22 protein-coding genes and 2 pseudogenes are annotated in these 26,957 nt (G+C 59.1%); 14 read left to right on the top strand and 10 right to left on the bottom strand.

Going from position 1 to position 26,957, the window contains the following annotated elements:
- Window positions 1-153: 153 nt before the first annotated feature.
- The 5 genes from morA to ACZZ0D_RS00630 all read left to right on the top strand — a co-directional run bounded on the left by morA (window position 154) and on the right by ACZZ0D_RS00630 (window position 8,644).
- Complete coding sequence (gene morA, locus ACZZ0D_RS00650) at window positions 154-4,002, top strand: cyclic di-GMP receptor MorA (protein ID WP_159813577.1); 3,849 nt, start codon at window positions 154-156, stop codon at window positions 4,000-4,002.
- 237 nt (window positions 4,003-4,239) lie between these two features.
- A complete protein-coding gene (glyA, locus tag ACZZ0D_RS00645; RefSeq protein ID WP_053124011.1) occupies window positions 4,240-5,493 on the top strand; it encodes a serine hydroxymethyltransferase in 1,254 nt (417 codons plus the stop codon).
- Between the two features lie 327 nt (window positions 5,494-5,820).
- Window positions 5,821-7,134: a C4-dicarboxylate transporter DctA gene (locus tag ACZZ0D_RS00640; RefSeq protein WP_159813579.1), complete on the top strand. Its 1,314-nt coding sequence runs from the start codon at window positions 5,821-5,823 to the stop codon at window positions 7,132-7,134.
- A 75-nt stretch (window positions 7,135-7,209) separates the two neighbouring features.
- Window positions 7,210-7,914 (top strand): FadR/GntR family transcriptional regulator, encoded by a 705-nt coding sequence (locus ACZZ0D_RS00635; RefSeq protein ID WP_463552233.1) that lies wholly within the window; start codon window positions 7,210-7,212, stop codon window positions 7,912-7,914.
- A 19-nt stretch (window positions 7,915-7,933) separates the two neighbouring features.
- The gene (locus ACZZ0D_RS00630) at window positions 7,934-8,644 is read left to right on the top strand and encodes a GntR family transcriptional regulator (protein WP_463552232.1); all 711 of its coding nucleotides are present in this window, start codon (window positions 7,934-7,936) and stop codon (window positions 8,642-8,644) included.
- Window positions 8,645-8,742: 98 nt separating this feature from the next.
- Here the strand turns inward: ACZZ0D_RS00630 and yjiA are convergent, their stop codons facing one another.
- The 3 genes and pseudogenes from yjiA to ACZZ0D_RS00615 form a co-directional block, all read right to left on the bottom strand.
- Window positions 8,743-9,714 (bottom strand): GTPase, encoded by a 972-nt coding sequence (gene yjiA / locus ACZZ0D_RS00625; RefSeq protein ID WP_463552231.1) that lies wholly within the window; start codon window positions 9,712-9,714, stop codon window positions 8,743-8,745.
- A 153-nt stretch (window positions 9,715-9,867) separates the two neighbouring features.
- Entirely contained in the window at window positions 9,868-10,065 is a 198-nt protein-coding gene (locus ACZZ0D_RS00620) for a YbdD/YjiX family protein (RefSeq protein ID WP_003228401.1), read from the bottom strand.
- A gap of 15 nt (window positions 10,066-10,080) precedes the next feature.
- Window positions 10,081-12,148 (bottom strand): annotated as a pseudogene (locus ACZZ0D_RS00615) (carbon starvation CstA family protein).
- 160 nt (window positions 12,149-12,308) lie between these two features.
- Between ACZZ0D_RS00615 and ACZZ0D_RS00610 the strand changes: the two are divergent.
- The gene (locus tag ACZZ0D_RS00610) at window positions 12,309-12,677 is read left to right on the top strand and encodes a PilZ domain-containing protein (protein ID WP_053124024.1); all 369 of its coding nucleotides are present in this window, start codon (window positions 12,309-12,311) and stop codon (window positions 12,675-12,677) included.
- Window positions 12,678-12,778: 101 nt separating this feature from the next.
- On the opposite strand, the pseudogene radA reads toward ACZZ0D_RS00610, so the two are convergent.
- Window positions 12,779-14,147, bottom strand: a pseudogene (gene radA / locus ACZZ0D_RS00605) (DNA repair protein RadA).
- A 286-nt stretch (window positions 14,148-14,433) separates the two neighbouring features.
- Here radA and mscL point away from each other — a divergent pair.
- Window positions 14,434-14,850: a large-conductance mechanosensitive channel protein MscL gene (gene mscL / locus ACZZ0D_RS00600; protein WP_463552230.1), complete on the top strand. Its 417-nt coding sequence runs from the start codon at window positions 14,434-14,436 to the stop codon at window positions 14,848-14,850.
- A 42-nt stretch (window positions 14,851-14,892) separates the two neighbouring features.
- On the opposite strand, the gene ACZZ0D_RS00595 is transcribed toward mscL, so the two are convergent.
- On the bottom strand, window positions 14,893-15,669 hold the full coding sequence (locus ACZZ0D_RS00595; RefSeq protein WP_463552229.1) for a ferredoxin--NADP reductase: 777 nt from the start codon (window positions 15,667-15,669) through the stop codon (window positions 14,893-14,895).
- 320 nt (window positions 15,670-15,989) lie between these two features.
- Between ACZZ0D_RS00595 and ACZZ0D_RS00590 the strand changes: the two genes are divergently transcribed.
- Both ACZZ0D_RS00590 and ACZZ0D_RS00585 read left to right on the top strand, forming a co-directional pair.
- Complete coding sequence (locus tag ACZZ0D_RS00590; RefSeq protein WP_463552228.1) at window positions 15,990-16,700, top strand: autoinducer binding domain-containing protein; 711 nt, start codon at window positions 15,990-15,992, stop codon at window positions 16,698-16,700.
- A 175-nt stretch (window positions 16,701-16,875) separates the two neighbouring features.
- Entirely contained in the window at window positions 16,876-18,000 is a 1,125-nt protein-coding gene (locus tag ACZZ0D_RS00585; protein ID WP_463552227.1) for a methyltransferase, read from the top strand.
- 78 nt (window positions 18,001-18,078) lie between these two features.
- Here the strand turns inward: ACZZ0D_RS00585 and ACZZ0D_RS00580 are convergent, their stop codons facing one another.
- From ACZZ0D_RS00580 to ACZZ0D_RS00570, 3 genes are all read right to left on the bottom strand, one after another.
- Complete coding sequence (locus tag ACZZ0D_RS00580) at window positions 18,079-18,246, bottom strand: DUF2474 domain-containing protein (protein WP_082341490.1); 168 nt, start codon at window positions 18,244-18,246, stop codon at window positions 18,079-18,081.
- Between the two features lie 70 nt (window positions 18,247-18,316).
- Window positions 18,317-19,324, bottom strand: a complete 1,008-nt coding sequence (gene cydB, locus ACZZ0D_RS00575) for a cytochrome d ubiquinol oxidase subunit II (protein ID WP_053124037.1) — start codon at window positions 19,322-19,324, stop codon at window positions 18,317-18,319.
- A gap of 3 nt (window positions 19,325-19,327) precedes the next feature.
- A complete protein-coding gene (locus tag ACZZ0D_RS00570; protein ID WP_159813600.1) occupies window positions 19,328-20,773 on the bottom strand; it encodes a cytochrome ubiquinol oxidase subunit I in 1,446 nt (481 codons plus the stop codon).
- 568 nt (window positions 20,774-21,341) lie between these two features.
- Here ACZZ0D_RS00570 and ACZZ0D_RS00565 point away from each other — a divergent pair.
- The 3 genes from ACZZ0D_RS00565 (at window position 21,342) to ACZZ0D_RS00555 (ending at window position 23,259) form a co-directional block, all read left to right on the top strand.
- Window positions 21,342-22,580: an MFS transporter gene (locus ACZZ0D_RS00565; RefSeq protein ID WP_463552226.1), complete on the top strand. Its 1,239-nt coding sequence runs from the start codon at window positions 21,342-21,344 to the stop codon at window positions 22,578-22,580.
- 98 nt (window positions 22,581-22,678) lie between these two features.
- The gene (locus ACZZ0D_RS00560; protein WP_401242705.1) at window positions 22,679-22,957 is read left to right on the top strand and encodes a type II toxin-antitoxin system RelE/ParE family toxin; all 279 of its coding nucleotides are present in this window, start codon (window positions 22,679-22,681) and stop codon (window positions 22,955-22,957) included.
- Between the two features lie 14 nt (window positions 22,958-22,971).
- Window positions 22,972-23,259 (top strand): HigA family addiction module antitoxin, encoded by a 288-nt coding sequence (locus ACZZ0D_RS00555; protein ID WP_212545787.1) that lies wholly within the window; start codon window positions 22,972-22,974, stop codon window positions 23,257-23,259.
- Window positions 23,260-23,264: 5 nt separating this feature from the next.
- Here the strand turns inward: ACZZ0D_RS00555 and ACZZ0D_RS00550 are convergent, their stop codons facing one another.
- Entirely contained in the window at window positions 23,265-23,816 is a 552-nt protein-coding gene (locus ACZZ0D_RS00550; RefSeq protein WP_463552225.1) for a DJ-1 family glyoxalase III, read from the bottom strand.
- A 66-nt stretch (window positions 23,817-23,882) separates the two neighbouring features.
- Window positions 23,883-24,287: a DUF4879 domain-containing protein gene (locus tag ACZZ0D_RS00545; protein ID WP_249342569.1), complete on the bottom strand. Its 405-nt coding sequence runs from the start codon at window positions 24,285-24,287 to the stop codon at window positions 23,883-23,885.
- Window positions 24,288-24,547: 260 nt separating this feature from the next.
- On the opposite strand from ACZZ0D_RS00545, the gene ACZZ0D_RS00540 reads away from it, so the two are divergent.
- Window positions 24,548-25,843: an NCS2 family permease gene (locus ACZZ0D_RS00540; protein ID WP_053124049.1), complete on the top strand. Its 1,296-nt coding sequence runs from the start codon at window positions 24,548-24,550 to the stop codon at window positions 25,841-25,843.
- Window positions 25,840-26,919: a tRNA (uridine(54)-C5)-methyltransferase TrmA gene (trmA, locus tag ACZZ0D_RS00535; protein WP_463552224.1), complete on the top strand. Its 1,080-nt coding sequence runs from the start codon at window positions 25,840-25,842 to the stop codon at window positions 26,917-26,919. The genes ACZZ0D_RS00540 and trmA overlap by 4 nt, the downstream gene beginning before the upstream one ends.
- Window positions 26,920-26,957 lie beyond the last annotated feature (38 nt).

Raw genomic sequence — 26,957 nt, 5'->3', positions numbered from 1 at the left:
CCCGCGTAACCGGCAAAGCTACCTTAATGACCGGTGGCAGTCCAGCCGAGCGGGGCTGGCACTTCGCCACAACTCAAGGCATGCTAGCCGCCCCTTGGGCGTCCGGCTTATAGTGCACGTCGCGCCAGTCCAGCCAGACCGCAGGATTACAGCTTGTCCAATGTCACTCCGCCAGCCTCTGTGAGCAGCACCCCTCCGGCGCCCGGCTCACCCCTGCGCGGGACATTAAAGGGTGCGCTGGCGACTTTGGTGCTGTTGCTGCTGGCGTTGCTGTTCTGGCAACTGCTCGATCAACTGCGCGAGACCCAGAAAAACCAGCGCCAGTACACCATCGATTACACCGCCGACCTCGCTTCACAAGTCAGCCTGAACATGGCGCTGAATGCGCAAATCGCTCTCAACCTGCTACCGATCGTCGAGCAACCGCAAACCGCCGACGAACAGCAGGCGCTGCTGCGCAAACTTCAGCAATCGCTGCCGGATCTGCGCAGCATGGCGTTGCTCAGTCCTTCCGGGCGAATCCTCAGCGACAGCGCCGCCGACAGTCACGACGCCGATTACCTCACCGAACTGGTTCGGCGCAGTCGTGCTCAGGCGCATTACTTCAGTAACGCCGATGACGGCTCGGTGGTGCATCTGTTGCTGCATCAGGCCAGCGGCAGTTCGCGCGGTTATTGGGCGCTGCGCCTGACGCCGACGTTTTTCGATTCGCTGACCAAACAGGGCGAAACCGGCCTGCGCCCTTTGTGGCTGGTGGAAAACCGCATCAACCATCAGATCGTCAGTCGCGATAAAGCGTTGCCCTCGGCCAAGCCCAGCGTGCTTTCCCCTGACGATCTGGCCGACACGGTGCTGACTGTGCCGCTGAGCAGCAGCGACTGGCAGTTGCGCGGTCTGTTCGACCGTCAGCGCGTGCTGGAAGAATTGCTCCCGGCGTTTATCGGCAAATGCCTGCTCGGTCTGGCTTTCTCGCTGCTGCCGGTGATCGCGCTGTTGAACATGCGCCGCCGTCAGCGCCAGTTGCATGAAGGTCGCCGGCGCTATCAGGATATTTTCGAAGGCACCGGCGTTGCGTTGTGTGTGCTCGATCTGTCTGGCCTGAAACAGGTTTTCGAGAAAGCGCAGATCCAGACCAGCGACCAGCTCAAGGCCTGGCTCGACCAACCTGCTCAACGCCAGCAATTGCTGCAAGAGTTGCGTGTCACCGAGGTCAACCAGGTCGCGTTGCAACTGCTCAATGTCAATTCCTGCGAACAAGCGTGGCAACTGTTGATCGACGGTCATCCGCACCGTCAGTGCGCGATCGGCAATCAAATCCTCGACGCCGTGCTGCAACAGCAAAAGCAGCTGGAACTGGAAATCAAACTGGCGGACATCAATGGCCGCGATCAACACCTGTGGATGGTCTTGCGCCTGCCGACCGAGCAGCACGATTACACGGCGGTGATCCTCAGCATCAACGACATCACCAGCCGCAAACTGGTCGAGCTGTCGTTGCTGGAGCGCGAAGGGTTCTGGTCGGACGTGGTGCGCACCGTGCCGGATCATCTGTATGTGCAGGACGTGATCAGCCAGCGGATGATTTTCAGTAACCACCACCTCGGGCAGACCCTCGGCTACAACCGCACCGAGCTGCACCAGATGGGCGAGTATTTCTGGGAAATCCTTCTGCACCCGGAAGACGCCGATTACTACCACCGCTCGCGCCAATCCCAGCGCCATGCCGGTTACAGTCAATTACTGCAATGCCAACTGCGCTTCCGCCATCGCGACGGCAACTGGCGGCGCTTTGATATTCGCGAACAGGCACTGGCGCGCGACAAGCACGATCAGGTCACGCGGATCATCGGCGTGGCCAAGGACATCACCGAGCAGATTGAGGCCAGTGAGTCCCTGCGCGACAGTGAGCAGCGTTATCGCATGCTCGCCGAAAGCATCAGCGACGTGATTTTCTCCACCGACAGCAAGCTCTCGCTGAACTACGTCAGCCCGTCGGTGCAGGCTGTGCTGGGCTTTGATGCCGAGTGGATTTTCCAGAATGGCTGGCAATCGATCATTGCCAACCCGCAGCAATTGAGCGGCATCTACACGCTGATGGATCGGGTCAGCAAGTCGCTGAATAAACCCGAGCAACTGGCGCTGTTGCGCGGTCAGGTGCAGACGCAATTGTTCCTGTTCGACTGTCTGCGCGCCGATGGCCGCAAGATTCCAATCGAACTGCGTCTGGTCTTGGTGTGGGATGAGCATGGCGGTTTTGAAGGTGTGCTCGGGGTCGGTCGCGACATCAGCCAGCAGCGCCGCGCCGAAAAAGACCTGCGCATGGCTGCCACCGTATTCGAACACTCGACCTCGGCGATCCTGATCACCGATCCGGCCGGTTACATCGTTCAGGCCAACGAAGCGTTCAGTCGCGTCAGCGGTTACGCGGTGAGCGAAGTGCTCGACCAGTTGCCGAACATGCTCACGGTCGACGAACAGCAGGACGCGCATCTGCGTTACGTGCTCAAGCAATTGCATCAGCACAGCACCTGGGAAGGCGAAGTCTGGATGAAGCGCCGTAACGGCGAGCATTATCCGGCGTGGGTCGGCATCACCGCGGTGCTCGACGACGAAGGCGATCTGGCCAGTTACGTGTGTTTCTTCAGCGACATCAGCGAGCGCAAGGCCAGCGAACAGCGCATTCACCGCCTCGCTTATTACGACGCCCTGACCCACTTGCCGAACCGCACGCTGTTCCAGGATCGCTTGCACACGGCGCTGCAATCGGCCGAACGACAGAAGTCGTGGGTGGTGCTGATGTTCCTCGACCTCGACCGTTTCAAACCGATCAACGACTCCCTCGGTCACGCCGCCGGTGACCGCATGTTGAAAGACATGGCCACGCGTCTGTTGGCCTGCGTCGACAACGACGACACCGTGGCGCGCATGGGCGGCGATGAATTCACCTTGCTGCTGCAACACCGTTCCAGCCGCGAACTGGCACTGAACCGGGCAATTCATGTGGCGGAGCAGATCCTTGCCAGCCTGGTGCGACCGTTTGTGCTGGAAGGCCGCGAGTTTTTTGTCACCGCAAGTATCGGCATCGCCCTGAGTCCGCAGGATGGCAACGAACTCAGCCAGTTGATGAAGAACGCCGACACCGCGATGTACCACGCCAAGGAACGCGGCAAGAACAACTTCCAGTTCTATCAGGCCGACATGAACGCCAGTGCGCTCGAACGTCTGGAGCTAGAAAGCGATTTGCGCCACGCCTTGGAACAAGACGAATTCGTCCTGTATTACCAGCCGCAATTCAGCGGCGACGGCAAACGCCTGACCGGCGCTGAAGCCCTGCTGCGCTGGCGTCACCCGCGTCGAGGACTGGTGCCGCCGGGGGATTTCATTCCGGTGCTGGAAGAGCTCGGCCTGGTGGTCGACGTTGGCGATTGGGTGATCAGCGAGGCCTGCCGCCAACTGAAAACCTGGCACCAGAACCGTGTGCGCGTGCCGAAGGTGTCGGTGAACATTTCCGCGCGGCAGTTCTCCGACGGCCAACTCGGCACGCGGATCGCCACGATCCTGCGCGAAACCGGCCTGCCGCCGGCGTGCCTGGAACTGGAGTTGACCGAAAGTATTCTGATGCGCGAAGTCAGCGAGGCGATGCAGATTCTTGCCGGGCTGAAAAATCTCGGCCTGAGCATTGCGGTCGATGACTTCGGCACCGGTTATTCATCGCTGAACTACCTCAAGCAGTTCCCGATCGACGTGCTGAAGATCGACCGCACGTTTGTCGACGGTTTGCCGTCCGGCGAGCAGGACGCGCAGATTGCCCGGGCGATCATCGCGATGGCGCACAGCCTGAATCTGGCGGTAATTGCAGAGGGTGTGGAAACCCATGAGCAACTGGATTTCCTGCGTGAACATGGTTGCGATGAGGTTCAGGGCTATCTGTTCGGGCGGCCGATGCCGGCGAGCCGGTTTGAGGCGCAGTTCAGCAATGACGCCCTGTTCATGTTCGACTGAAGAAAAGATCGCAGCCTGCGGCAGCTCCTACAGGGATTGATGTCGGTCACGGTATTTGTGTGCGCCTCGGATAATGTAGGAGCTGCCGAAGGCTGCGATCTTTTCAGGCTGGCACAATCACCATCTATCCGCGCATGAACGCCACTTGTCTGCGACATGATGCCGTTTCATATGCCATCCAAAAGCCGTTGGGTTAGAATGCCTCCCTTTTCTGCCCCCCGATCCTTGAGGACCGCCATGTTCAGCCGTGATTTGACTATTGCCAAGTACGACGCCGACCTTTTTGCCGCCATGGAGCAAGAAGCTCAGCGCCAGGAAGAACACATCGAGCTGATCGCTTCGGAAAACTACACCAGCCCAGCGGTGATGGAAGCTCAAGGCTCGGTGCTGACCAACAAGTACGCTGAAGGCTACCCAGGCAAGCGTTACTACGGTGGTTGCGAGTACGTCGACATCGTTGAGCAACTGGCCATCGACCGCGCCAAAGAGCTGTTCGGCGCCGATTACGCCAACGTTCAACCGCACGCCGGTTCGCAAGCCAACGCGGCTGTTTACCTGGCTCTGCTGCAAGGTGGCGACACCATTCTGGGCATGAGCCTGGCCCACGGCGGTCACCTGACCCACGGCGCCAGCGTGTCCTCCTCCGGCAAGCTGTACAACGCGGTTCAATACGGCATCGACGCCAACGGCCTGATCGACTACGACGAAGTCGAGCGTCTGGCGGTTGAGCACAAGCCAAAAATGATCGTGGCCGGTTTCTCTGCCTACTCGCAGATTCTGGATTTCCCACGCTTCCGCGCCATCGCTGACAAAGTCGGCGCTTACCTGTTCGTCGACATGGCTCACGTGGCCGGTCTGGTCGCCGCGGGCGTCTACCCGAACCCGGTGCCTTTCGCTGACGTCGTGACCACCACCACGCACAAAACCCTGCGCGGCCCACGTGGCGGCCTGATCCTGGCGCGCGCCAACGCCGACATCGAGAAGAAGCTCAACTCCGCGGTATTCCCGGGCGCCCAGGGTGGCCCGCTGGAGCACGTGATCGCCGCTAAAGCGATCTGCTTCAAGGAAGCGCTGCAGCCTGAGTTCAAGACTTACCAGGAACAAGTGGTGAAGAACGCCCAGGCCATGGCCGAAGTGTTCATCGAGCGCGGTTTCGACGTGGTTTCGGGCGGTACCAAGAACCACCTGTTCCTGCTGTCGCTGATCAAGCAGGACATCTCCGGTAAAGATGCTGACGCCGCTCTGGGCAAAGCCTTCATCACCGTGAACAAGAACTCCGTGCCAAACGATCCACGCTCGCCGTTCGTTACTTCCGGCCTGCGCTTCGGTACTCCGGCTGTGACCACTCGCGGCTTCAAGCAAGCCGAGTGCAAAGAGCTGGCCGGCTGGATCTGCGACATCCTGGCTGACCTGAACAACGAAGCGGTGATCGACGCCGTTCGTGAGAAAGTCAAAGCCATCTGCAAGAAACTGCCGGTATACGGCGCTTAATTGCGACGTTAAATCCGCAGCATGAAAAACCGGCCAAGTGATTGGCCGGTTTTTTTTCGCCTGAAAAAAGATCAAAAGATCGCAGCCTTCGGCAGCTCCTACAGGTGAACGCATTCCAAATGTAGGAGCTGCCGAAGGCTGCGATCTTTTGATCTTAACCACCGGTCAGACCGGTCATGCCAATTTCGCGCTCCCCCCTTGTATTCAAGAAAAACCCCAGCGTAGACTGCGCCTGCACTGGACATACCGGTAAGACCACAATAATTAAGTCCTGAATCTGATGCGTTTAAGCGCACGGCAGCCAGGACACCGACCAGGATTCCTCCCATGCTCAGATGGTGCTCGCGTTCAATCTTCCTCCAAGTGGTTCTCGGACTGGTGCTCGGCATCGTCTGCGGGCTGACCCTTCCTGAATATTCGGCCCAGCTCAAACCGCTCGGCGACGGTTTCATCAAACTGATCAAGATGCTCATCGGCCTGATCGTGTTCTGCGTAGTGGTCAGCGGCATCAGCGGCGCGGGCGATCTGAAGAAGGTCGGGCGCATCGGCCTCAAATCGGTCATCTACTTTGAAATCCTCACCACCATCGCCTTGGTGATCGGTCTGGTCTTCGCCTTCAGCACCGGCATCGGCAGCGGCGCGAATATCCATTTGGAGCAGTTGTCCGCCGCCGACATGGGCGACATCGCCCAGCGCGGCCAGCACATGCACACCACCACGCAGTTCCTGATGGATCTGATTCCGACTTCGGTGATCGGCGCCTTCGCCGACAACAACATTCTGCAGGTGCTGCTGTTCTCAGTGCTGTTCGGCAGCGCGTTGAATCTGGTCGGCGAAGCGGCGTCCGGGATCTCGCGACTGATCAACGAATTGAGCCATGTGATCTTCCGCATCATGGGCATGATCGTGCGTCTGGCGCCGATCGGCGTGTTTGGCGCCATCGCCTTCACCACCAGCAAATATGGCCTCGATTCGCTGCAGCATCTGGGCAGCCTGGTCGGTTTGTTTTACCTGACCTGCATGGCTTTCGTCGCGCTGATCCTTGGCACTGTCATGCGCTTGTCCGGCCTGCGCATGTGGCCGCTGCTCAAATACCTGCGTGAAGAATTGCTGATCGTCATGGGCACCGCGTCATCCGACGCCGTGTTGCCGCAGATCATGCGCAAACTCGAACACTTGGGCATTGGCAGTTCGACGGTCGGGCTGGTGATTCCAACCGGCTACTCGTTCAACCTCGATGGTTTTTCGATCTACCTGACGCTGGCCATCGTGTTCATCGCCAACGCCACCGGTACGCCGCTAGCGATGACCGATTTGCTGACGATTCTGCTGGTGTCGCTGATCACCTCGAAAGGCGCCCACGGCATTCCCGGTTCGGCACTGGTGATTCTGGCGGCGACACTGACCGCGATTCCGGCGATCCCGGTGGTCGGCCTGGTATTGGTGTTGGCCGTGGACTGGTTCATGGGCATCGGCCGCGCGCTGACCAACCTGATCGGCAACTGCGTCGCCACGGTTGCGATCGCCCGTTGGGAAAAAGACATCGACGTGCAGCGGGCAAACAAGGTGCTCAACGGCGAACAGGGCTATAACTTTCAGCCGAGAAAAACAGCGGCACCCGCCCACCAACAGGAATTCTGACCTGTAGGAGCTGCCGCAGGCTGCGATCTTTTGATCTTGCCTGCGGCTCGCACGAAGGTTCACGGAGCAAAACAAGTGATAACCACATCAACCGTAGTCAACTCAGTCGTCGAAAAACTCCGCGCCGCCCTCGCCCGCGGCCAATGGCGCTCGGGCGACATGCTGCCGGGCCAGCGCGAACTCGCCGAACAACTGGGCATCAGCCGCCCAAGCCTGCGCGAAGCAGTGATCGTCCTGGAAACGCTCGGCCTCGTACGCTCGATGCCGGGCAAAGGCGTGGTCGTCCTCGATGCACAACTCAGCGACAGCCAAAGCCACGACCGCGCGGTCGCCGGGGCGAGCCTCGAAGATGTGCTGCAACTGCGCTACACCCTTGAGCCATTCATAGTCGGTCTGGTGGCGCAGTCGATCAGCAGCAAGGAAGTCGGCCAATTGCGCCTGACTTTGATGGACATGCGCGAAGCCCTTGAGGCCGGCGACAGTGAAGCCGGCGTCAGCGCTTACATCGCCTTCCACGAAGAGCTGTTCACCCTGACGTCAAACCCGATTTTCCAGAGCGTGGTGCAGCAAACCAGCAATGCCCTCAAGCAAAGCGCCGAAGTGTTGCGCAACTCCCCGGAACATCTGGCCGAACGCCTCGAAGAAAACGAAGCCGTGGTACGCGCGATCCGCAGCAAGAACAGCGCGCAGGCCAGCGCGGAAATGCGTCGGCACATTCTGCAAGAAGGTCAGCGCATGGGTATCGAGCTGAATATTCCGGATGACAACCTGAGTCGCTGATTCCTACAGGAGACAGGCCATGAACAGTTTCGCTTCAGCGTCGCCCACTCGCGAGAGCACGACGCCCCTGCCCTTCTCTCGCCTGCGCGCGCCGGCGGAGGATCTTTACCCGCGACTGTTCGATGCGATTCTGGAACAGCGCCTTGATGCGGACAGCCGTTTCACCGAAGACAGTTTGAAAGACATGTTCGGCGTGACTCGCGCGGACGTGCGGCGGGTGCTGACGCAACTGAGCCATGAGCAAGTCGTTGTACTGCGCGCCAATCATCGTCCGCGTGTGGCGGCGCCGGATCGGGAGCAAACGCGGCAGACCTTGCATGCGCGGCGATTGGCCGAGAACACGTTGGTGCGGTTGGCGTGTCAGCGTCCGCAGGCTGACGATTTGAAACGCTTGCGTGGGTTGATCGAGCGTGAGCGGCTGGCGGTTGAGCAGGATCGGCGTGGGGCGGCGATTCGCTTGTCGGGGGAGTTTCATCTGACGTTGGCGAGGATGGCGGGGAATGTGCCGTTGGCGCATTTTTTGGGCAGTCTGGTACCGCTTACTTCGTTGGCGATTGCGCGGTGTGAGGGTTCTGCGCACAGTTGTTGCGCTTGGCGGGAGCATTTGGCGTTGGTTGAGGCGGTTGAATGTGGGGATGCTTCCACGGCCGGGATGTTGATGAATCGGCATTTGGATCATCTTGAGCAGACATTGCTGGGTTCAGACCTTGAGCCTGGTGTTGCTGGTTAGATGGCTATCGCGAGCAGGCTCACTCCTACAGGGGAACGCATTGCAACTGTAGGAGTGAGCCTGCTCGCGAAGAGGCCATCACTGACAACCAGGAATCATCAGCCCGCCACTACTTTGGCAAACCCCGTCCGAATCTTCTCTTCCGGCAAATCATCAGCAATAAACACGATCACACTGTCCCGCGCCTCACCCTCGGCCCATTCGGTGTCCCAGTCGAAACCATAGAGTTTCAGCACGCCCTGAAACACCAAGCGACGATCCTCGCCAGCAATGCTCAGCACACCTTTGTAACGCAGCAATTGCTTGCCGTGCTCTTCCAGCAATTCATTCATGAACTCGCTGAGCTGATCGATATCCAGCGGTTGATCGGTGCGCAGCACCAGGCTGGAAATACGATCGATCGACGGCGCCTTACTCACCGGACGCAAACTCAAGCCGCCGCCCAGATCGGCGTTGAGATTGAAGCCGCGTACATCGAGCAGCTCAGCCAGATCGATGTTGCCGTGATCAACCACACGAATCGGCGCGCGACGGTTGATTCGCGTCAGGCGTTCGCTCAGTGCATTGAAGGTGGCTTCGTCGACCAGATCGGTCTTGCTCACCAGCAATCGGTCGGCGAAACCGATCTGCGCCTGGGCGATGGTCTGGCTCAGATGCACGTCCGCGTGTGCGGCATCGACCAGGGTGATGATGCCGTCGAGCAGGTAACGCTCGCGCAATTCCTCGTCGATGAAAAAGGTCTGGGCGACTGGCGCTGGATCGGCCAGGCCGGTGCATTCGATGACCAGACGATCGAAGGCAATTTCGCCGCTGTCCAGACGCTCGAGCAGCAGGTACAGCGCTTTGGTCAGGTCGGTGTGAATGGTGCAGCAGACGCAGCCGTTGGCCAGGGTCATGACTTGCACCGGTTCGTCGCCGAGCAACTGCGTGTCGATGCCGGCGTCGCTGAATTCGTTTTCGATCACGGCGATTTTCAGGCCGTGCTCGGCTTTCAGAATGTGGCGCAGCAAGGTGGTCTTGCCGGCGCCGAGGAAACCGCTGAGTACCGTGACCGGGATGGGAGAGGACAAAACTCGATCTCCTGAAAAGAAACATAAAACAAATGTGGGAGCGGGCTTGCTCGCGAAGGGGTCGTGTCAGTCGACATCATTGCTCGATGATACACCGCTTTCGCGAGCAAGCCCGCTCCCACAGGGGGATTACCTCAACCGCAGGCTGTCAGCTCAACAGCACTTCGGCCCACCCTTGCCACCGTAACGGGCTTCCTGGCGTTCGCGGAAGAACATCTCGTAGCTCATCACCGGTTTGTCCGGATGTTTGGTTTGCATATGCTCGACGTAGGTGTCGTAGTCGGGCATGCCGACCATCAGGCGCGCGGCCTGACCGAGGTATTTACCGAGGCGACTCAGGTCATTGAACATGCTGCAATCCTCTGGTTACGCATCCGGCAGAGCCTGGAATGGCGATTCTTTATCCGTACGCTCTTTTTTGCCCCAGGCGGCGATGCCGACTTTGAGCGCATAGAACAGGATGCTGAAGACCACGAACAGGAACAGCGCGGTGAGCGTTGCGTTGGTGTAAGCGTTGAAGATCACGTGCTGCATCTGCTCGATGCTCTTCGCCGGGGCCAGAATCTGACCACTGGTCAACGCATCGCTGTACTTCTTGGCCAGCGACAGGAAGCCAATTGCCGGGTTGGCATCGAACAGTTTGATGAAGCCCGCCGTCGTGGTGCAGATCAACAGCCAGGTGGCTGGCAGCAAGGTGACCCAAATGTAGCGCTGACGCTTCATTTTGATCAGAACCACGGTGCCGAGCATCAGCGCGATACCGGCCAGCATCTGGTTGGAGATACCGAACAGTGGCCACAAGGTGTTGATGCCACCCAGTGGATCGACCACGCCCTGATACAGCAACCAGCCCCACATCGCCACACAACCGGCGGTGGCGATCAGGTTGGCCGTCCACGATTCAGTACGTTTCAGCGCTGGCACGAAGGAGCCGAGCAAATCCTGCAGCATGAAACGTCCGGCACGGGTACCGGCGTCGACTGCGGTCAGGATGAACAGCGCTTCGAACAGGATCGCGAAGTGGTACCAGAACGCCATGGTGTTTTCACCCGGCAGGACACTGTGCAGGATCTGCGCGATACCGACCGCCAGGGTCGGCGCACCACCGGCACGGGCCAGAATGGTGGTTTCGCCAATGTCATGCGCCACGGCTTGCAGCGCTTCCGGCGTGATCGCAAAGCCCCAGCTGGAGACCACTTGCGCAACCGATGCGACATCACTGCCGACCACGGCGGCCGGGCTGTTCATGGCGAAGTACACGCCAGGCTCGATCACCGAAGCGGCAACCATGGCCATGATCGCGACGAACGATTCCATCAGCATGCCGCCGTAACCGATGTAACGGGCGTTGGTTTCGTTATCCAGCAGCTTCGGCGTGGTGCCGGAAGAAATCAATGCATGGAAACCGGATACCGCACCGCAAGCGATGGTGATGAACAGGAACGGGAACAGACCGCCCTTCCACACCGAACCGGTGCCGTCGACGAACTGGGTCAGCGCCGGCATTTTCAGCTCGGGCATGGTCACCAGAATGCCGATCGCCAGGGCGATGATGGTACCGATTTTGAGGAACGTGGAGAGGTAGTCACGCGGTGCCAGAATCAGCCACACCGGCAGCGATGCTGCGACGAAACCGTAACCGACCAGCATCCAGGTAATCTGCACGCCGGTGAAGGTGAAGGCCTTGGCCCATACCGGATCAGCAGCAATCTGCCCGCCCAGCCAGATCGAACCGAGCAGCAGCAACACGCCGACCACGGAGATTTCGCCGATGCGGCCCGGGCGGATGTAGCGCATATAAATGCCCATGAACATCGCGATCGGGATGGTCGCCATCACGGTGAAGATGCCCCACGGGCTCTCGGCCAGTGCTTTCACCACGATCAGCGCCAGCACCGCGAGGATGATGATCATGATCAGGAAGCAGCCGAACAGTGCGATGGTGCCGGGAATCCGGCCCATTTCTTCACGCACCATGTCGCCCAGGGAACGGCCGTTGCGACGGGTCGACATGAACAGAACCATAAAGTCCTGCACCGCACCCGCCAGCACCACACCGGCAATCAGCCACAGCGTGCCGGGCAGATAACCCATCTGCGCCGCCAATACCGGGCCGACCAAAGGTCCATGCGCCAGCGATCGCTGCGAAGTGGTGACCGAAAAGAATGTGTTTGTTGGTCGGCACGAAGTCCAGACCATCATTGTTGAGCACGGCGGGGGTGGCCCGACGCGGGTCAAGTTGCATCACATTGTTTGCGATGAACAGACTGTAGTAACGGTACGCAACCAGATAAATGGCCACAGCGGCGACCACAATCCACAAGGCATTGATCGCCTCGCCTCGGCGCAATGCCACTACGCCCAGGGCGCACGCTCCTACGATTGCCAGCAATAGCCAGGGTAAGTGGCGTAGCAGGCTATTATTATTTTTCATTTTATTATTCCAGCCAGGGTGGACAAGAAAGACAGCCACCCCGAGTTTAGCGCTTACGGCGCCAAAGGCCATACCCCGACGTTGGTCTGAGTGGCCCGTCTGCGCTGGTACGCTTAGACAATGCGGGTCTATAGTCAGCGAACTTCCGGAGGATTGCGCCATGAGCGAGCACCCAGCCAATCGTCGTCGCTTCAAACGTATTGCGTTCGATGCCAGAACCGAGCTGAGTCAGGGCGAGTACATCTGGCCGGTCAAGCTGATAGACCTGTCGCTCAAAGGCCTGCTGATCGAGCGGCCAGAGCCTTGGCTGGGGGATGCCGAGAAGGATTTCTTCGTCGACATTCATCTGAGCGATGAGATTGATATCGAGATGGACGTGCAGTTGGCGCACGAAGAGAACGGCCAGCTGGGGTTTGTTTGCCGGCATATCAGTCTGGAGTCGATCCAGCGGTTGCGGCGCTTGATCGAGCTGAACCTGGCGGATCCGCAGGAGCTGGAGCGCGAGTTGGGTGCGTTGATCGAGATCTGATGGTTGCCCCTGTAGGAGCTGCCGGAGGCTGCGATCTTTTGATCTTGAAAACCAAAATCAAAAGATCGCAGCCTCCGGCAGCTCCTACAGGGGATCTCTGGTTATTCGAAGAGAGCGTCGAGGGCCTGTTCGAGGCGCGTTACGGCGATGATCTGCAAACCCGGCGGGGACTCTTTTGGCGCATTGCCTTTGGGCACGATCGCGCGTTTGAAGCCATGCTTCGCGGCTTCCTTCAGGCGCTCCTGGCCACTGGGTACAGGACGCACTTCGCCAGACAACCCAACCTCTCCAAACACCAACAAATCATGCGGCAACGGCCGATTGCGCAAACTCGACATCACCGCCGCCATCAACGCCAAGTCAGACGCCGTCTCCAACACCTTCACCCCGCCAACGACGTTGAGAAACACGTCCTGATCGTGCGTCGGAATCCCGCCATGGCGATGCAACACCGCGAGCAACATCGCCAAGCGGTTCTGATCCAGCCCCAACGTTACCCGTCGCGGGTTGGCCAGATGACTGTCATCGACCAGCGCCTGCACTTCCACCAGCATCGGCCGGGTGCCTTCCCACGTTGCCATCACCACACTGCCCGGGACTTCTTCCTGCGCCCGTGTGAGAAAAATCGCCGAAGGGTTGGAGACTTCTTTTAAACCCTTGTCCGTCATGCCGAACACGCCCAGTTCGTTGACGGCACCGAAACGGTTTTTCACCGCGCGCAGCAAACGTAGACGCCCATCCGATTCACCCTCGAAATACAAAACGGTGTCGACCATGTGCTCGAGAACCCTAGGGCCGGCGAGCGCGCCTTCCTTGGTGACGTGGCCGACAAGGAAAATCGCCGTGCCGCTCTGTTTGGCATAACGCACCAGCAGTGCCGCACTCTCACGCACCTGGGACACGCCACCGGGCGCCGATTGCAGTTGTTCGGTGAAGATCGTCTGGATCGAATCGATCACCATCACCTTGGGCTTTTCCTGGCGGGCGGTGGCGATGATGGTTTCGATGCAGGTTTCGGTCATCACCCGCAGTTGATCCTGCGGCAAGCCGAGACGCCGCGCGCGCATGGCCACCTGCTGCTGGGATTCTTCGCCGGTGACGTACAGCGCCGGCATGCTCTTGGCGAGGTTGCACAAGGTCTGCAAAAGAATCGTCGATTTGCCGATGCCCGGATCGCCGCCGATCAACACCACCGAGCCGTCGACCAGACCGCCCCCGAGCACGCGATCCAGTTCACTGGATGCCGTGGAAAAACGCGGAATCTCTTCGACGCTGACTTCGGCCAGGGTTTTGATCTGCGCCTGCTGGCCGGTTCGAACCGGTGCGACCGCTTGGCGCCGTGGCACCGCCGCTTTCGATCATGGTTTCGGTGAGGGTGTTCCAGGCACCGCATTCGCCACACTGCCCGGCCCACTTGGGAAAGGTTGCGCCGCACTCGGTGCAGCCGTACATGCGCTTGGCCTTGGCCATCAGAACCCCCGGGGCAAAAACAGCGATGATAACGCATACATCGGCATTGTCTTTGACCAAGGCATTTCGCTTGCCTGCGACTGTATCAATATTAAACCTGTACAGAAGTTGTGGACTTTGCACTTGCACGTACAAGTTTCGAGGGCAATTCAATGGCACTTTTCAAACTATTCGGCAAAGAGCGTGTCGATAAAAAATGTGCATTGTAAGAAGGTGTTTCGCGCAGGACGCGTTTTGCTGATTTACACTGCGTACACCAATCTCATCTGTAACAAGGAAATAACCTATGGGCGTGCTAAGTGAGTTCAAGGCCTTCGCGGTCAAAGGCAATGTGGTCGACATGGCCGTCGGTATCATTATCGGCGCCGCTTTCGGCAAGATTGTCTCGTCATTCGTCGGTGACGTGATCATGCCGCCGATCGGCCTGCTGATCGGAGGCGTGGACTTCAGTGATTTAGCCATCACACTCAAAGCCGCTGACGGCGCTGCCCCTGCGGTGGTCATGGCCTACGGCAAATTCCTGCAGACGATTCTGGACTTCGTGATCGTTGCTTTCGCGATCTTCATGGGTGTTAAAGCCATCAACCGCCTGAAGCGTGAAGAGGCTGTAGCCCCTACGCTGCCACCGGTTCCGACCAAAGAAGAAGAGTTGCTGGGCGAAATCCGCGACTTGCTCAAGGCGCAGAACAGCCGGCCGGAGTAATCCTGCTGGAACAAAAAACGGCGCCTTCGGGGCGCCGTTTTTTTACCAGTAGTTTTCCACCGCAACCTGACCAGGCCTGCGCGTCAGGCTCAGGCTCATTTGCCGCTGTTTGAGCAACGCGCGGGTGTCGTCGATCATCTGCGGATTGCCGCACAACATGACGCGCGAGTGCTCAGCCGTCAGCTCAACGCCCGCCGCCCGCTCCAGCTCACCGTTTTCGATCAGCGTCGTGATACGCCCATTCAGTGCGCCGGGATGAGATTCACGGGTCACGGTGGGGATAAATTGCAGCTTGTGGGCATGCTCGGCCAGATAGTCACGCTGCGCCAACTCCGCAATCAACTGTTGATACGCCAGTTCGCGGGCCTCGCGCACGCTGTAGACCAGAATGATCCGCTCGAATTTCTCCCAGACTTCGAAGTCCTGCAGGATCGACAAGAACGGCGCCACGCCGGTGCCTGTGGATAACAGCCAGAGGTCGCGACCGTCGACAAAACGATCCAGCGTCAGATAACCAAAGGCCTGACGGTCGACCAGCAAGGTATCGCCCGCTTCAAGCCGGCTCAGTTCACTGGTGAATTCGCCGCCGGGCACCACGATCGAAAAGAATTCGAGAAAATCGTCAAACGGTGAGGACACCATCGAATAAGCACGCCAAACCGTACTGCCGTCAGCCTTGGTGACGCCGAGTCTGGCAAATTGCCCTGCACGAAACCTGAAGCCTGCATCACGAGTGGTACGCAAGGTGAACAGATTCGCGGTCAGCGGCTGCACATCAAGCAGAGTCTGGCGGGTGAATTTTTCTGCGCTGGCGGTCATGTGGCGCTCCATTCGACGATGTTCGTAGTCTCTCGCAAAGCGCCGTACGTTAAAACCGCCAATTTGTAGTGGTATTACGCATCGACTGCCTTACCCACAACAAGTTGTACTAACAGCGACATTAACTGAATAGAACATTAAGTTAACTAACATGTCGACCTTCATATTAAATTAACAACTTACTAATAACGTTTTATACAAATAAGCATCAGCACAAAGAGCAAAAAAATCGCAGCGCAACGTAGGAAACGTCCTACACTCGGTTTCGTGCGCATTGGATCCAACGCACCCTCAAGTAACAAGTACACGGAGCGTTTGTAATGGAAAAGTGGAAGGAGTCGCAGTTAAGGCAACTGACGTTCGCAAAAAACATAGATAGCGCTTACCCGATTCTGCTGAGCTTCGCGGAAAACATCGGCTTCGATTTTTGCGCGATCAACGTGGCCTCTACTTATCGTGAGGCGCACTTCAATACGCTGGAGATCAATAACTTTTCCGACGACTGGAAACAACGCCATGAACAGGAGCCGAGCGATGAGATTGATCCCGTCATCACGCACTGCCACGGTTCAATGTTGCCCTTCGTATGGAGCAAGACTGCCTATGACAAAGCCCCAAAGCGCTGGCGCGCCCTGCAACACGAAGGACTGCGGCACGGCTGGTCGCAATCATTTCATCGCGAAGAGTTCGGTGTCTGTAGCACCCTCAGCCTGGCCAGAAGCGATGGGCCGGTCAATTCGATTGAGCTTTACGAGCATTTTGGCTGCCTGTTTTACATCACCAGTCACATGACGGATTTGTTCGCTCAATCGTTGCCCAAGCCCGCGCTGGCCCGACAACCGCATTTGTCGCCGCGCGAACTGGAAGTGGTGCAATTGTCCGCCCAAGGCAAAACGGCGTATGAAATCTCGAAGATTCTCAGCCTCAGCGAGCGAACCGTGAATTATCACGTCCAGCACCTGATCGAGAAATTCAAGGTGTGCAACAAGATCTCTGCGGTCATTGCCGCCGCCCGGGCCGGGTATATCTAAACGGCCGGCCTCGCGCAAACAGAAAACGTGCGGGTAATTGAATAGAAAAAAACGTACCATTTGTGGCCTTCCTGAGTGTTAACGCCATCCATCCGCGTTGCAGTCCACTCGGTCGGTTCCGCCGCACAATGCCAGGGCTGCGGGACATCCCTCGATTACCCTGAGTCCCCGCCCCATGCCTTTGCTCGATACACCGTTCGCCCAACTCGACTTGATTCGCCAGCCCGAACAGCAGAACGAACCGCTGCAAGCTTTCGATGCGGCCGACGAATACCTGCTCAATCATCTGGCCGCGCAACAGCCTGCGGCGAGCACGCGGGTGCTGGTGCTCAATGACAGCTTCGGCGCGTTAGCAGCCAGTTTGCTGGGCAAGGTTGAAGTGAGCAGCAGCGGCGACTCGTTTCTGGGTTTTCAGGGACTGGAAAAGAATTTGCTGCGCAACGGTCAGGCCTTCGATGCCATTCGGCCGATTCCGGCGAGTGAGGCTTTGGTTGGGCCTTTCGATCGCGTGTTGATCCGCGTACCGAAAACCCTCGCGCTGCTCGAAGAACAATTGATCCGTCTGCAAGGCCAACTCGCTCCCGGCGCTGAAGTGATTGCCGCGGCGATGGTCAAGCATTTGCCGCGCGCTGCCGGTGATCTGCTGGAACGCTACATCGGCCCAGTGCAAGCATCGCTCGCCGTGAAAAAGGCGCGACTGTTGATCGCCACGCCGGAAGCGAAAGCCCCGGCTATTTCGCCCTACCCGAGCCGTTACAGCCTCGACGAACCGGCCATCGAACTGCTCAACCACGCCAACGTGTTCTGCCGTGAAGGCCTGGACATCGGCACTCGCGCTTTTCTTCCGCATCTGCCGAAAAACCTCGGCAGCGCACGTGTTGCCGATCTCGGTTGTGGCAACGGCGTGTTGGCGATTGCCAGTGCGCTGCAAAACCCTGACGCGCAGTACACGCTGGTCGATGAATCGTTCATGGCGGTGCAGTCCGCCGCTGAAAACTGGCGCGCGGCGCTGGGTGATCGTGAAGTGATTGTTCGCGCTGGCGACGGTCTGGCTGGGCAAGAGCCGCAATCACTGGACGTGGTGCTGTGCAATCCGCCATTCCATCAGCAGCAAGTGGTCGGCGACTTCCTCGCCTGGCGCATGTTTCAGCAGGCGCGTGAGGCACTGGTGGTGGGCGGCGCGCTGTATATCGTCGGCAACCGTCATCTGGGTTATCACAGCAAACTGGCGCGGCTGTTCCGGGGTGTCGAGCAAGTCGCGGCGACGCCGAAATTCGTGATCCTCAAAGCCCGAAAATAATCTTCAGGGCAAAAAAACCCTCCATGCGGAGGGTTACAAAACCGTACCCGAAGGCGCCGGGACGGGGATGATTCAGACTCAGTGCGTGGTCAGGCCTGCCGCGTTCATGAACATGCGCATCAGGCTGGCGGCGATAAACAACACGCCAACACTGCCGGCCCAGATCAGGGCCAGCCAGCCGAGCCGCTGCCACAGCGGTTTTTTTTCGGCTTGTTCAATGTCGTGCAGGGAATGTTTGCCGGGCATTGTTTCGATCCTCAGTTAGATCGATGGCGTCGCTGCCGACGCCATCGCGAGCTAGCTCTCTTCCACAGGATTAGTGGTAGCCGTCTTCGTGGGTGACCTTGCCGCGGAACACGTAGTAGCTCCAGAAGGTGTAACCCAGAATGAACGGGATGATGAACAGCGTCCCCACCAGCATGAAGCCCTGACTCTGCGGCGGCGATGCGGCGTCCCAGATCGAGATCGACGGCGGCACAATGTTTGGCCACAGGCTGATGCCCAAGCCGCTGTAGCCGAGGAAGATCAGCACCAGTGTCAGCAGAAACGGCGTGTAGTGAGCGTTACGCGCCACCGCCCGAATCAACCCGTACAGGGTGACCAATACCAGAATCGGCACCGGCATGAACCAGACCAGATTCGGCATGCTGAACCAGCGCGTGGCGATTTCCGGGTGGGCCAGCGGTGTCCACAGGCTGACGACACCGATCACCGCCAGCAGCACGAATGCCAGTGGCCGCGCCAGATTGTGCATCTGCTCTTGCAGCTTGCCTTCGGTCTTCATGATCAGCCAGGTGCAGCCGAGCAAGGCATAGGCGACGACCAATGCAGCGCCGCAGAACAGGGTGAACGGTGTCAGCCAGTCCAGTGAACCGCCGGCGTATTGCCGATTGACCACCGGCAAGCCGTCAATGAACGCACCGAGCGCCACGCCCTGAAAGAACGTCGCCGCCACCGAACCGCCGATGAACGCCTTGTCCCACAAGTGACGCTTGTCGTCCTTGGCTTTGAAGCGGAACTCGAACGCCACACCGCGAAAGATCAAGCCGATCAGCATGAAGATCAGCGGCAGATACAGCGCCGACAACACCACCGAATACGCCAGCGGGAACGCGCCAAACAACGCCGCGCCACCCAATACCAACCAGGTTTCATTGCCGTCCCAGACCGGGGCGACGGTGTTCATCATTACGTCACGGTCGACTTTGCCGGGGATGAACGGGAAGAGAATCCCGATGCCCAGGTCGAAGCCGTCCATGACCACGTACATCATGATGCCGAAGATGATGATCACGGCCCAGATCAGCGGAAGATCAATACCCATGAGTCAAATCTCCTTGGTCAGGCGAACGTCGTCGCCGTGATCGGCATCGGACGAATCGTCGGCAGCGGACAACGGACGCGCCGGTGTACGTTTTTTGCCAGGGCCACCGTCCGGCGTCTCTGTGCCTTCGCTGATCTTCGGCCCTTTGCGCACCAGGCGCATCATGTAGCCGAGACCGGCACCGAACAGCGCGAAATACACCACGACAAACATGATCAGCGTGATGCTCATCTGCATAAAGCTGTGGTTGGAAGACGCGTCCGCCGTGCGCATCAGCCCGTAGACCACCCACGGCTGACGGCCGATTTCCGTGGTGAACCAGCCCGCCAGAATCGCGATCAGACCAGACGGCCCCATCCACAACGCCAGGTACAAGAACGGACGCGAGGTGTAGAGCGTGTCGCGTTTACGCAGCCACAGACTCCACAGACCGGTGAAGATCATCAGGAAACCGAGGCCGACCATGATCCGGAACGACCAGAACACGATGGTCGAATTCGGCCGGTCTTCCGGTGGGAATTCCTTGAGCGCCGGCACCTGTTTGTCCAGCGAGTGCGTGAGGATCAGGCTGCCGAGGTACGGGATCTCTACGGCGAACTTGGTGCGCTCTTCTTTCATGTCCGGCCAGCCGAACAGGATCAGCGGCGTGGCTTCGTCGCCCTTGTTTTCCCAGTGACCTTCGATCGCGGCGATTTTCGCCGGCTGATGCTTGAGGGTATTGAGGCCATGGAAGTCGCCGATGACTGCCTGGATCGGCGCGACGATCAGCGCCATCCACATTGCCATCGAGAGCATGGTGCGGATCGCCGGGTTGTCCTTGCCGCGCAGCAAATGCCAGGCCGCCGAGGAACCGACGAAAAACGCTGTGGCCACAAACGCCGCAGTCGCCATGTGCATCAAGCGGTACGGGAACGACGGGTTGAAAATGATCGCAAACCAATCGGTCGGAATCACCTGACCGTTGATGATCTCGAAGCCTTGCGGGGTCTGCATCCAGCTGTTGGAGGCGAGAATCCAGAAGGTCGAAATCAGCGTGCCGATGGCCACCATCACCGTGGAGAAGAAGTGCAATCCGCGCCCGACCTTGTTCCAGCCGAACAGCATGACCCCGAGGAAACCGGCCTCAAGGAAGAATGCCGTGAGCACTTCATAGGTCAGCAACGGCCCGGTGACGGCACCGGCGAAGTCCGAGAAACGGCTCCAGTTGGTGCCGAACTGGTAGGCCATGACCAATCCCGAGACCACGCCCATGCCGAAGTTGACGGCAAAGATCTTCGACCAGAAATGGTAGAGGTCACGGTAAGTGTCGTTATGGGTTTTCAGCCACAGGCCTTCGAGAACGGCGAGGTAACTCGCCAGACCGATGGTGATGGCCGGGAACAGGATGTGGAACGAGATGGTGAACGCGAATTGAATTCGGGCGAGATCTAGTGCCTCTAAACCGAACATATGGCTTCCTCTGTCAGGTAATACCGGCGGCGGGGCTTGTGGCCCCTTGCACTACTGCCCCCACGGATATGGAGTGCGGCGAATTCGGATTCGTTCTTTTTGAAACCATCGCAACGCAGGGAGTCTGGCCAACTGGCCGTCTGATCAATTCCGTTTGGGGTCTTGATCTGGATCAAGCAACGTTGAAAGAGTAGTCCCATTTTTGCCGATGAACCGCGTGGTCGTTTGCCGCGTGACAAGTTGCCTCATAACCGCGGCAAAACTTTGCAACAAATCCACAGAACCATATGATGGTGAGGCAACAACACAGAAACCCTGTGGCGAGGGGATTTATCCCCGTTGGGCTGCGAAGCGGCCCCCAATCCATTCAACGCGTTTTTTCAAATCAATCGAGTCGCCCAATTTGCGACTGCTGCGCAGCCGAACGGGGATAAATCCCCTCGCCACAGGGTTAATTTGTGATGGCGAGAATATCGATGTCTGGCTAACTAAATTTTTTGTCATAGCAACTTCCTGTTACAGACTGGTGATAACCTCGCGGTTCCCCTCGAACCAGACCTGCCCTCAGATGCCCAGCCAAGAGCCGTTGCTGTTACGCCACCATCGTCCCTTTCTCGCGTTCTGGATGGCGCGGATTTTCACTGCCAGCGGTTTTCAGATGCTCACCGTGGCGATCGGCTGGAACCTCTATCAACTGACCGGCAACGTCCTCGACCTGGGTTTGGTCGGTCTGGTCGAATTCGCCCCGCGCGTGCTGTTCATGCTGCACACCGGGCATGTCGCCGACCGCTATGACCGACGCAAAGTCGCAGCGATCTGCCAGTCGTTGCAGGCCATGATCGCCCTCGCGCTGGCCATCGGCAGCGCTACTGATCACGTCACCCGCGAGATGATCTTCATCCTCGCCTTCCTGCTCGGTGCGGCGCGCTCCTTCGAGATGCCGACCACTCAGGCATTGCTGCCGAGCATCGTGCCCAGCGCCCTGTTCCCCCGAGCCGTCGCGGCAGCGCAATCGGCGCAACAGTCAGCGACCATCGTCGCCCCGGCCCTTGGCGGTTTGCTCTACGCGTTCGGCAGCGTCTGGGTGTATGGCCCGACCGTGCTGCTCTACGTGATCGCCTGCACGCTGATGCTCAACCTGCCCGCACGGCAAACACCGTTGAATAAAGGCAAAGCCACACTGGATTCGTTGCTGGCGGGGATCCGCTTCATTCGCAGCCGCCCGGATATTCTCGGCGCGATTTCGCTGGATCTGTTTGCGGTACTGCTCGGCGGTGCGACGGCGCTGCTGCCGGTGTTCGCCAAGGACATTCTGCTGACCGGCCCGTGGGGTCTGGGCCTGCTGCGCTCGGCGCCAGCGGTGGGTGCGCTGGGGATGTCACTGTTCCTCGCACGATTTGCTGTGGAACGTAACGTTGGTCGGGTGATGTTCACTGCGGTCGGCATCTTCGGCGTCGCGACCATCGCCTTCGGTCTGTCGACCTCGTTCTGGTTCTCGCTGGCGGTGCTGGTGGTGCTTGGCGCGGCAGACATGATCAGCATGGTCATCCGCGCCTCCTTCGTGCAACTGGAAACCCCGGACGAAATGCGCGGCCGCGTCAGCGCGGTCAACGGCCTGTTCATCGGCGCTTCCAATCAGCTGGGCGAATTCGAATCCGGCGTCACCGCCCACTGGTTCGGCACCGTGCCTGCCGTGGTCATGGGCGGGATCGGCACGCTGGTGGTGACGGGGACGTGGATCAAGTTGTTTCCGACGCTGGCGAATCGGGCCCGGATGCATGTGCCGGTGGAAGAGACGAAGGTTTGAGTTCATCGGCAAAATCGGCAGGCCAAACACACATCAGATGAAAATGTGCGGTACATAGATACCGCACTGAGTGTAATGTATCGCCTTACACTCGCCCCATGATCAAATCCTTTCAGCACAAAGGCCTTCGCGGCTTCTATGAAACAGGTTCGACTCGCGGGATTCGTGCCGACCACGCAAAACGGCTATCGCGCATGCTGCAGTTCATGGATCGCGCTACGCTTCCCGGGGATCTGGATCTTCCGGGATGGCGTTTGCATTCATTGAAAGGTGAGCTGAACGAATACTGGTCGCTGAGCGTTTCAGGCAACTGGCGAGTGATCTTTCGTTTTGTCGGCTCGGATATCGAATTGGTCGATTATCTGGACTACCACTGACAGGAGGCAGGCTCATGCCCATGCACAACCCGCCACACCCCGGCGAAACACTGTTGATGGATGTTCTGCCCGATTTGGGCATCAGTGTTACCGAACTGGCACGGCATCTGGGTTTTGCGCGCCCACATCTTTCCCGTGTATTGCACGGTCATGCGCCGATCAGCCCGGATCTGGCTGTACGCCTGGAGCGTGCGGGCATTGGTAAGGCTCGCGTTTGGCTGGGTGTTCAAACTGATTACGATCTGTGGCAAGCAGAACATCGCGAGCAGCCGCCAATTCAACCGATCGCTGCACACGCCTGATCGACTCAGACCAACAACTCCCCCGCCACTTTCGCCCTGAGTGCCTTGCCCCCCAGTTGTTCAACCAGCGCCAAGGCGAATTCCAGCACCGCGCCAGAACCTTGCCCGGTGATGCAGTTGCCGTCGACCACTACCGGTTGATCAACAAACGTACAGCCCGACAGTTGATGACTGGCGCTGGGCAGACAGGTCATGCGGCGTTGGCGCAGCACGCCAGCAGCTTGCAGGGCGACGGACGGGGATTCGGCGATGGCGGCGAACAGGCGTCCGGCGCTGGATTGATCCTTAAGTATTTGTTGCAGAGGTTGGTGTGCGGCCAAGTGTTGGGCACCGACGGCGCCGCCGGGTAAAGCGATCAGGTCGAAGGTTTGCGCCAGTACATCGACGAGCATCCCGTCGGCGGTCAGGCGGGTGCCGCGCGCGCAGGTGAGCATGCGCCGGCCTTCGATGCTGGCCGCGACGACTTCGATGCCGGCACGGCGTAGCACGTCGATGAGGGTCACGCTTTGCAGATCATCGATGCCCTCGGCGAGGGTAATCAGGGCTCTAAAGGTCATAGGCTGTGTCCGCTGGGTGATCCTTTAAGCGTAGTCAGCTTCGCCTGGATCGCGCAGCGCCAGCCGTTACTTGATGTAAAGCTGCGTTGAAACCTTGTTGCCCGGCGCGTTAATAGACGTGTTGCTGTAGGTGAACGTGCCTTCCTGCTTGCCATCCAGATCAAAGATGTACAGCGTGCCGACGATCTTCGACGCGGCGCCGGTGCATTGCGTGAGGTTGCCGTTGCCGTAGGCGCAGACCTGGGTTTTCATTCCGTCCAGTTCGAAACCGTCCAGCGCGGCATTGGGAACGCGGCCGTAACCCATTTCCAGCACATACACCTTGATGTTGGCACCGCCGTGGTCGCAGGCCGTCTTGTCCTGCCCATCAGAAATATTTTCGATGCCGCAGGCCGCCGACTGCACCTTGAGCACCTGGACACTGGTCAACGGTGGCGCCGATGCCGCCATAACGGCTGGCACACTGGCCATAAACGTGCAAAACAACCCCAACGATCGAACGAAATTGCGCTTGACGCCCATCATGCCCCTCCCCCCAAAACAGGCGCGCAGTATGGCTCACTTCGCCTGACTGCAAAACATCGCCGACGATCGCAGCCAATCCCCCATGCTGCTGGTATGATGCGCGGCTTTTTCCGGCCCATCACAATTTCTCAGGCGCTTGCGACGGTCTGTGCTTTGCTGTTGAGGTCGATACATTCACGGCGCTACGCGCGCCACGGGGAGCAGACATGCTGGAAAGGCTGTTTCAACTCAAGGCACACAACACCAACGTGCGCACCGAGATTCTGGCGGGCATCACGACTTTCTTGGCCATGGCCTACATTCTGTTCGTCAACCCGAGCATTCTCGGCGAGACCGGCATGGACAAGGGTGCGGTGTTCGTCGCCACCTGTCTGGCCGCCGCGATCGGTTCGACGGTCATGGGCCTGATCGCCAACTACCCGATCGCCCTCGCACCGGGCATGGGCCTGAACGCTTTCTTCACCTACACCGTTGTTCTGCACATGGGCCACACGTGGCAAGTGGCGCTGGGCGCGGTGTTCATTTCGGCGGTGCTGTTCTTCCTGCTGTCGATCTTCCGCATCCGTGAATGGATCATCAACAGCATCCCGCTGCCGCTGCGCTCGGCGATTGCCGCCGGCATCGGCCTGTTCCTGGCGCTGATCGCCCTGCACAACGCCGGCATCGTGGTCAGCAACCCGGCGACCATGGTCGGCCTCGGTGACCTGAAACAACCGGCACCGATTCTCGCGACCCTCGGCTTCGCCCTGATCGTTGCCCTCGAAGCGCTGAAAGTGCGCGGTGCGGTGCTGATCGGCATTCTCGCGGTGACCATCACCTCCATCGTGATGGGCTTCACCCCGTTCGGCGGCGTGACGTCGATGCCACCTTCGCTGGCGCCGACCTTCCTGCAACTGGACATCAAAGGCGCACTGGACATCGGTCTGGTCAGCGTGATTTTCGCCTTCCTGTTCGTCGACCTGTTCGACAACTCCGGCACCCTGATCGGCGTCGCCAAGCGCGCCGGCCTGATGGGCAAGGACGGCCACATGCCGAAAATGGGTCGCGCACTGATCGCCGACAGCACCGCGGCCATGGCCGGTTCGCTGCTGGGTACGTCGACCACCACCAGCTACATCGAATCCGCCGCCGGCGTCAGTGCTGGCGGCCGTACCGGTTTGACCGCCATCGTTGTGGCGATTCTGTTCCTGCTGGCGCTGTTCTTTTCGCCTCTGGCAGCCAGCGTTCCGGCGTTCGCCACTGCACCAGCACTGCTGTTCGTCGCCGTGTTGATGACTTCGGGCCTGGCGGAAATAGACTGGGACGACATCACCGTCGCCGCGCCGGTTGTGGTGACCGCGCTGGCCATGCCGTTCACTTACTCGATCGCCAACGGCATCGCCTTCGGTTTCATCTCCTGGACGGTGATCAAGTTGCTGTCCGGTCGCGCCCGTGAGCTGAACCCGGCGCTGGTGATTCTGTCGATTCTGTTCGTGATCAAGTTGGGTTGGTTCAACGCATGACATTTGATTCCCAGGCTTACGCCGAGCAACTCGAAGCCAAGGTCACGCGCTTGCGTGACCTGCTGGCGCCGTTCGATGCCCCCGAGCCGACCGTGTTTGACTCGCCGCTGCAGAACTTCCGTCTGCGCGCCGAATTCCGCCTGTGGCGCGAGGGCGGCGATCGGCATTACGCAATGTTCGCTCAGGACGACAAACGCACGCCGATCCTGATCGAAGAATTCCCGATCGCCAGCCTGCGCATCAATCAGTTGATGCCGCAGCTGAAAGCGGCGTGGCAGGCCAGTTCGGCGCTGAGCCACAAGTTGTTTCAGGTCGAGTTTCTGACCACGCTGTCCGGCGATGCGATGATCACCCTGTGCTATCACCGTCCGCTGGACGAGCACTGGCACGCGGCGGCGACCAAACTGGCGGCGGATCTCGGCGTCAGCATCATCGGTCGCTCGAAAGGCAAACGCGAAGTGCTCGGCCTCGATTACGTGGTCGAGAAACTCGAAGTCGGCGGTCGCACCTTCAGCTATCGCCAACCGGAAGGCGCGTTCACCCAGCCGAACGGCACCGTGAACCAGAAGATGCTCAACTGGGCATACGAAGCGCTCGGTGATCGCACTGACGACTTGCTGGAGTTGTACTGCGGCAACGGCAACTTCACCCTGCCGCTCGCCACCCGCGTGCGCAAAGTGCTGGCCACCGAAATCAGCAAGACCTCGGTCAACGCGGCACTGAGCAACCTCAGCGAAAACGCTGTGGATAACGTCACCCTCGTGCGTTTGTCCGCCGAAGAACTGACCGAAGCGCTCAACGAAGTGCGCCCGTTCCGTCGCCTGCAGGGCATCGAGCTGAAGAGCTACGAGTTCGGCAGTGTCTTCGTCGACCCGCCACGCGCCGGCATGGATCCGGACACCTGCGAACTGACCCGGCGTTTCGACAACATCCTCTACATCTCCTGCAACCCGGAAACCCTGGCGGCGAACATCGCCCAGTTGCACGACACGCACCGCATCACCCAGTGCGCGTTGTTCGACCAGTTCCCGTGGACGCACCACATGGAATCGGGTGTGTTACTGACCCGGCGCTGAGTGCGAATGCCAGATACAAAAAAGCCGTCGTGATTGAC

The sequence above is a fragment of the Pseudomonas sp. AC193 genome, assembly GCF_979258075.1.
This window is presented reverse-complemented; position numbering and strand designations above follow the sequence as displayed.

Coding starts and splice junctions, on each gene's coding strand:
- ACZZ0D_RS00560 (WP_401242705.1), top strand. CDS start 22,679: ATGATCAAATCCTTTCAGCACAAAGGCCTTCGCGGCTTCTATGAAACA.
- ACZZ0D_RS00620 (WP_003228401.1), bottom strand. CDS start 10,065: ATGTTCAATGACCTGAGTCGCCTCGGTAAATACCTCGGTCAGGCCGCG.
- mscL (WP_463552230.1), top strand. CDS start 14,434: ATGGGCGTGCTAAGTGAGTTCAAGGCCTTCGCGGTCAAAGGCAATGTG.
- ACZZ0D_RS00595 (WP_463552229.1), bottom strand. CDS start 15,669: ATGACCGCCAGCGCAGAAAAATTCACCCGCCAGACTCTGCTTGATGTG.
- ACZZ0D_RS00555 (WP_212545787.1), top strand. CDS start 22,972: ATGCCCATGCACAACCCGCCACACCCCGGCGAAACACTGTTGATGGAT.
- ACZZ0D_RS00590 (WP_463552228.1), top strand. CDS start 15,990: ATGGAAAAGTGGAAGGAGTCGCAGTTAAGGCAACTGACGTTCGCAAAA.
- ACZZ0D_RS00550 (WP_463552225.1), bottom strand. CDS start 23,816: ATGACCTTTAGAGCCCTGATTACCCTCGCCGAGGGCATCGATGATCTG.
- ACZZ0D_RS00640 (WP_159813579.1), top strand. CDS start 5,821: ATGCTCAGATGGTGCTCGCGTTCAATCTTCCTCCAAGTGGTTCTCGGA.
- ACZZ0D_RS00580 (WP_082341490.1), bottom strand. CDS start 18,246: ATGCCCGGCAAACATTCCCTGCACGACATTGAACAAGCCGAAAAAAAA.
- ACZZ0D_RS00610 (WP_053124024.1), top strand. CDS start 12,309: ATGAGCGAGCACCCAGCCAATCGTCGTCGCTTCAAACGTATTGCGTTC.
- ACZZ0D_RS00565 (WP_463552226.1), top strand. CDS start 21,342: ATGCCCAGCCAAGAGCCGTTGCTGTTACGCCACCATCGTCCCTTTCTC.
- cydB (WP_053124037.1), bottom strand. CDS start 19,324: ATGGGTATTGATCTTCCGCTGATCTGGGCCGTGATCATCATCTTCGGC.
- glyA (WP_053124011.1), top strand. CDS start 4,240: ATGTTCAGCCGTGATTTGACTATTGCCAAGTACGACGCCGACCTTTTT.
- ACZZ0D_RS00540 (WP_053124049.1), top strand. CDS start 24,548: ATGCTGGAAAGGCTGTTTCAACTCAAGGCACACAACACCAACGTGCGC.
- ACZZ0D_RS00630 (WP_463552232.1), top strand. CDS start 7,934: ATGAACAGTTTCGCTTCAGCGTCGCCCACTCGCGAGAGCACGACGCCC.
- ACZZ0D_RS00570 (WP_159813600.1), bottom strand. CDS start 20,773: ATGTTCGGTTTAGAGGCACTAGATCTCGCCCGAATTCAATTCGCGTTC.
- ACZZ0D_RS00545 (WP_249342569.1), bottom strand. CDS start 24,287: ATGGCCAGTGTGCCAGCCGTTATGGCGGCATCGGCGCCACCGTTGACC.
- trmA (WP_463552224.1), top strand. CDS start 25,840: ATGACATTTGATTCCCAGGCTTACGCCGAGCAACTCGAAGCCAAGGTC.
- ACZZ0D_RS00585 (WP_463552227.1), top strand. CDS start 16,876: ATGCCTTTGCTCGATACACCGTTCGCCCAACTCGACTTGATTCGCCAG.